The sequence below is a fragment of the Streptomyces sp. P9(2023) genome (assembly GCF_032436795.1).
Lineage (GTDB): Bacteria > Actinomycetota > Actinomycetes > Streptomycetales > Streptomycetaceae > Streptomyces.
Map to the genome: position 1 here is coordinate 1 of NZ_JAUPWM010000072.1, position 5,757 is coordinate 5,757.

4 protein-coding genes are annotated in these 5,757 nt (G+C 71.6%); all 4 read left to right on the plus strand.

All coding sequences use genetic code 11. From position 1 onward, the window contains the following. Positions 1–3,324 (plus strand): Rne/Rng family ribonuclease (locus tag Q5762_RS36515; RefSeq protein ID WP_399495502.1); only part of this gene is annotated, 3,324 nt, incomplete at its 5' end. Between the two features lie 268 nt (positions 3,325–3,592). Beyond that, positions 3,593–3,913 carry a 50S ribosomal protein L21 gene (rplU, locus tag Q5762_RS36520; protein WP_015033583.1) on the plus strand — a complete coding sequence of 107 codons (321 nt, stop codon included), beginning with the start codon at positions 3,593–3,595 and terminating at the stop codon, positions 3,911–3,913. A 14-nt stretch (positions 3,914–3,927) separates the two neighbouring features. After that, positions 3,928–4,182: a 50S ribosomal protein L27 gene (rpmA, locus tag Q5762_RS36525; RefSeq protein WP_073914109.1), complete on the plus strand. Its 255-nt coding sequence runs from the start codon at positions 3,928–3,930 to the stop codon at positions 4,180–4,182. 116 nt (positions 4,183–4,298) lie between these two features. Beyond that, positions 4,299–5,738: a GTPase ObgE gene (gene obgE / locus Q5762_RS36530; RefSeq protein ID WP_315896632.1), complete on the plus strand. Its 1,440-nt coding sequence runs from the start codon at positions 4,299–4,301 to the stop codon at positions 5,736–5,738. Positions 5,739–5,757: the final 19 nt, after the last annotated feature.

Sequence of the window (5,757 nt, forward strand, 5' to 3'; positions counted from 1 at the left end):
GTCGTGGAGACCGAGGTCGTCGAGACCCCCGCCGTGGTCGAGGAGGCTCCGGTCGAGGAGCCCGCCGCCCCGGCCCGCACCCGTCGCCGTGCGACCCGTAAGGCCACCACGCCCGAGCCGGTCGCAGAGCCGGTCGTGGAGACCGAGGTCGTCGAGACCCCCGCCGTGGTCGAGGAGGCTCCGGTCGAGGAGCCCGCCGCCCCGGCCCGTGCGCGTCGCCGTGCCACCCGTAAGGCCACCACGCCCGAGGTCACCACCTCCGGCGAGCGCCTGCCGCGCGAGACCGTCGCGCAGATCACCGCCGAAGAGGCCGAGCCCGAGGTCGCCGCCGCCGAGAAGGCCGCCACCCGCGGTCGTACCCGCCGCCGCGCCACCTCGCCGCAGTTCACCTCCGAGCCGGTTACTGCCCCCGAGGCGGAGGAGGAGCCCCGCGGCCGTCGCGCCGCGCGTCCCTCCGTCGCCGTCTTCCAGCCCCCGGTCTTCACCGAGCCGATGTTCCAGACCCCGGAGACCGCGGCCGCCGCTGCCGCCGGCGCCGGGGAGCCGGAGGAGGACGAGGAGGAGGAGACGGTCGAGGTCGAGGAGACCGCAGCCGCCGTCGAGACCGCCGAGCGTCCCGAGCCCGCAGGCCGCCGCCGTCGCCGTCGTCGTGGCGAGCCCGCCCCCGAGCCCGTGGCCGTCGAGCCGGTGCCCGCCACCGTCGCCGACGAGCCCGAGGTCGAGGCCGAGGAGCCCGAGGCGGAGGTCGAGGCCGAGGAGACCGACGAGTACGGGGACCGTCCGTCCCGCCGTCGCCGCCGTGGCGGCCGTCGCCGTCGCCGCGGTGAGCTCGCCGAGGCCGAGGAGGCCGACGAGACCGAGGAGTCGGAGGAGGCCCGCGCCGAGGACGAGGAGTCCGAGGAGGAGGGCGAGTCCGACGAGTACGAGGGCGGCGCGTCTGGCGGCTCCAGCAGCTCGCGCCGTCGTCGCCGTCGTCGCCGCCGCAGCGGTGACGCGGGTGGCGAGGCCGAGGCGGGCGAGGAGGACGGCGTCCGTACGGTCGTCAAGGTCCGCGAGCCCCGCCCGGCCCGTGAGAAGGCCGAGCCGTCCGACGAGGTCCAGTCCATCAAGGGCTCGACCCGCCTGGAGGCGAAGAAGCAGCGCCGCCGCGAGGGCCGCGAGCAGGGCCGCCGCCGCGTCCCGATCATCACCGAGGCCGAGTTCCTGGCCCGCCGTGAGGCCGTCGAGCGTGTCATGGTCGTCCGTCAGAACGGCGACCGCACCCAGATCGGCGTCATGGAAGACAACGTGCTCGTCGAGCACTACGTCAACAAGGAGCAGGCCACCTCGTACGTCGGCAACGTCTACCTGGGCAAGGTCCAGAACGTGCTGCCGTCCATGGAGGCCGCCTTCGTCGACATCGGCAAGGGCCGCAACGCCGTCCTGTACGCCGGTGAGGTCAACTTCGAGTCGCTGGGCATGGCCAACGGGCCGCGCCGCATCGAGGCCGCCCTCAAGTCCGGCCAGTCGGTCCTCGTCCAGGTGACGAAGGACCCGATCGGCCACAAGGGCGCGCGTCTGACCAGCCAGGTCTCCCTGCCGGGCCGTTACCTCGTGTACGTCCCCGAGGGCTCGATGACCGGCATCAGCCGCAAGCTCCCGGACACCGAGCGCGCCCGCCTGAAGACCATCCTCAAGAAGATCGTCCCCGAGGACGCGGGCGTCATCGTGCGCACCGCCGCCGAGGGCGCGAGCGAGGACGAGCTGCGCCGTGACGTCGAGCGTCTGCAGGCGCAGTGGGAAGAGATCCAGAAGAAGGCGAAGAGCGGCAACGCCCCGACCCTTCTCTACGGCGAGCCGGACATGACCGTCCGCGTCGTCCGCGACATCTTCAACGAGGACTTCTCGAAGGTCATCGTCAGCGGCGACGAGGCCTGGGAGACCATCCACGGGTACGTGAACCACGTCGCCCCGGACCTCACCGACCGGCTGTCCAAGTGGACGAGCGAGGTCGACGTCTTCGCGACGTACCGGATCGACGAGCAGCTGATGAAGGCGCTGGACCGCAAGGTCTGGCTGCCGAGCGGTGGCTCGCTGGTGATCGACAAGACCGAGGCGATGATCGTCGTCGACGTCAACACCGGCAAGTTCACCGGTCAGGGCGGCAACCTCGAAGAGACCGTGACGAGGAACAACCTCGAAGCGGCCGAGGAGATCGTGCGCCAGCTGCGCCTGCGCGACCTGGGCGGCATCGTCGTCATCGACTTCATCGACATGGTCCTGGAGTCCAACCGCGACCTGGTGCTCCGCCGCCTCCTGGAGTGCCTGGGCCGGGACCGGACCAAGCACCAGGTGGCCGAGGTCACCTCGCTGGGCCTGGTCCAGATGACCCGTAAGCGGGTCGGCCAGGGCCTCCTGGAGTCCTTCTCCGAGACCTGCGTCCACTGCAACGGCCGTGGCGTGATCGTGCACATGGAGCAGCCGACCGCCCCGGGCGGCGGTGGCGGCGGCAAGCGCGCGAAGAAGCGCGGCCGTGGTGGTGCCGAGCACGTTCACGAGCACGAGCACGAGCACGAGGTCGAGGAGGTCGAGACCGAGGCCGAGGTGGCCGCCGAGATCGCCGCTCCGGTCGCCGTGGAGGAGCCCTTCCGCCCCGACGAGGAGCTGTACAGCAGCGCCGCCGAGGCCGAGGCCGCCGCCACGCGCGGTCGTGGCCGCCGTCGGGCGACCCGTAAGGTCTCCGCGCCGGCCGGTCCGCCGGTCGTGGAGCCCACGGCGGAGCAGGTCGCCGAGCCGGCCGTCGTGGTCGGGCCCGAGCTCGTCGTCGAGCCTGAGCCCGTGGTCGATTCGGTCGTCGAGGAGGCCGCGCCGGCTCCTCGTACCCGCCGTCGTGCCACGCGCAAGGCCACCGCGCCGGCCGGTTCCCCGGCTTCCGCCCCCACGGCGGAGCCGACCGTCGAGGCCGTCCCGGCCCTCGCGGCGGAGCCCGAGCCGGCCGTTCAGACGCCGGTCGTCGAGGAGGCCCCCGTGGCCGCCCCGCCGCGAGCCCGCCGCCGGGTCGTCCGTAAGGTCACCGCCCCCGCCGGGTCGCCCTCGGGTGCCGAGGAGGCCGCCGTCCTGGTGGTCGAGTCCCCGGCCGCCACCGAGGCTCCCGTGGCGGACGCCGAGCCCGAGGCCGAGGCAGCCGCCCCGGCCAAGAAGACGGCGGCCCGCAAGACGGCCAAGAAGGCCACCGCGAAGAAGGCCGCCACCAAGAAGACGGCGACGGCCAAGAAGACCGCGGCGAAGAAGACGACTGCCAAGAAGGCCACCGCCAAGAAGACGGCGGCCCCGGCGCAGGACTGACCCGGTCGGGTGGGGCCGTTCCGTACGGGACGGCCTCACCGGACCTCAGCGGCCCGGACCGCCCCGGGGAAGTCATCCGAATTTGACCCCCTGTGGCACCGGCCCGTAACCTTGACCGTCGGCGTGTCGTATGACCCGCCAAACCCCTGAGCACCCTCCTCACGGCTCTGCCGAGAGAGGCCGCTCGTCCAATTCCGGATCACCCGGGCTCCGGCCCGCGTGAGCGGCTGGCATCAGGGGTCCGTTCCCGAGTGAGAGAGAGATCCGCGTGTACGCCATCGTGCGCAGCGGTGGTCGCCAGCACAAGGTTGCTGTCGGCGACATCGTTGAGGTTGACAAGATTTCCACTGCCAAGGTTGGCGACACCGTAGAGCTCTCTACGCTGCTCGTTGTCGACGGCGACGCCGTGACCAGCGACCCGTGGGTGCTGGCCGGTATCAAGGTCACGGCCGAGGTCGTGGACCACCACAAGGGCGCGAAGATCGACATCCTTCGCTACAAGAACAAGACCGGCTACCGCCGTCGCCAGGGCCACCGCCAGCAGTACACGGCGATCAAGGTCACCGGCATCCCCGCGGCTGCGAAGTAAGGGACTGAGGAGAGATGGCACACAAGAAGGGCGCATCGTCCACCCGGAACGGTCGCGATTCCAATGCTCAGCGGCTCGGCGTGAAGCGCTTCGGCGGTCAGGTCGTCAGCGCCGGTGAGATCCTTATCCGCCAGCGTGGCACCCACTTCCACCCCGGTTCGGGCGTCGGCCGTGGCGGCGACGACACGCTGTTCGCGCTGCAGGCCGGTTCGGTGCAGTTCGGCACCCACCGTGGCCGCAAGGTCGTGAACATCGTTCCGGTCGCCTGATCGGTTCTTTTGCGGAGGCGGACCTCACTTCCCGGACGGGAAGCGGGTCCGCCTTTCGCGTGTTACTAGATAGACATTCCACCCCGTAGTACCCCCTTGTAACTGGAGGCAGAACCATGACCACCTTCGTGGACCGCGTCGAGCTGCACGTCGCCGCGGGTAACGGAGGCCACGGCTGCGCCTCCGTTCACCGGGAGAAGTTCAAGCCCCTCGGCGGGCCCGACGGCGGCAACGGCGGCCGTGGCGGCGATGTGATCCTGGTCGTCGACCAGGCGATCACCACGCTCCTCGAGTACCACCACTCCCCGCACCGCAAGGCGACCAACGGTCAGCCCGGTGCCGGTGACAACCGCTCCGGCAAGGACGGTCAGGACCTCGTCCTGACCGTGCCCGACGGCACGGTCGTCCTCGACAAGGAGGGCAACGTGCTCGCCGACCTCGTCGGCCAGGGCACCACCTTCGTCGCGGGCCAGGGCGGCCGCGGCGGCCTCGGCAACGCGGCCCTCTCCTCGGCCCGCCGCAAGGCCCCCGGCTTCGCGCTGCTCGGCGAGCCGGGCGAGGCGCGGGACATCGTCCTGGAGCTGAAGACCGTCGCCGACGTGGCGCTCGTCGGCTACCCGAGCGCCGGCAAGTCCTCGCTCATCTCCGTCCTCTCGGCCGCCAAGCCGAAGATCGCGGACTACCCGTTCACGACGCTCGTCCCGAACCTGGGTGTCGTCACGGCCGGTTCGACGGTCTACACGATCGCCGACGTGCCGGGTCTGATCCCGGGCGCCAGCCAGGGCCGCGGCCTGGGCCTGGAGTTCCTGCGCCACGTCGAGCGCTGCTCGGTCCTCGTGCACGTCCTGGACACGGCGACGCTGGAGTCGGACCGCGACCCCGTCACCGACCTCGACATCATCGAGGAGGAGCTGCGGCAGTACGGCGGCCTTGAGGACCGCCCCCGTATCGTCGTCCTCAACAAGATCGACATCCCGGACGGCCAGGACCTGGCGGACATGATCCGCCCGGACCTGGAGGCCCGCGGCTACCAGGTCTTCGAGGCCTCTGCCGTGGCCCGTACGGGTCTGAAGGAGCTCTCCTTCGCGCTGGCCGAGATCGTCGGCACGGCGCGCGCGGCCAAGCCGAAGGAGGAGTCGACCCGGATCGTCATCCGCCCGAAGGCGGTCGACGAGGCGGGCTTCACGGTCACGTACGACGAGGCCGAGGAGGTCTACCGGGTGCGCGGCGAGAAGCCGGAGCGCTGGGTCCGCCAGACCGACTTCAACAACGACGAGGCCGTCGGCTACCTGGCCGACCGCCTCAACCGCCTGGGCGTCGAGGACGCGCTGATGAAGGCGGGCGCTCGCGGGGGCGACGGTGTCGCGATCGGCTCCGAGGAGAACGCGGTCGTCTTCGACTGGGAGCCCTCGATGATGGCCGGCGCCGAGATGCTCGGCCGCCGAGGCGAGGACCACCGCCTCGAGGCCCCGCGCCCGGCCGCCCAGCGCCGCCGCGACCGCGACGCGTCGCGCGACGACGCACAGCGCGAGTACGACGAGTTCGACCCGTTCTAGGCGGGGCGATGCGCCGGGG

Excerpts from the sequence above, each read along its gene's own strand:
- rpmA (WP_073914109.1), top strand. The coding sequence starts at position 3,928 with ATGGCACACAAGAAGGGCGCATCGTCCACCCGGAACGGTCGCGATTCC.
- obgE (WP_315896632.1), top strand. The coding sequence starts at position 4,299 with ATGACCACCTTCGTGGACCGCGTCGAGCTGCACGTCGCCGCGGGTAAC.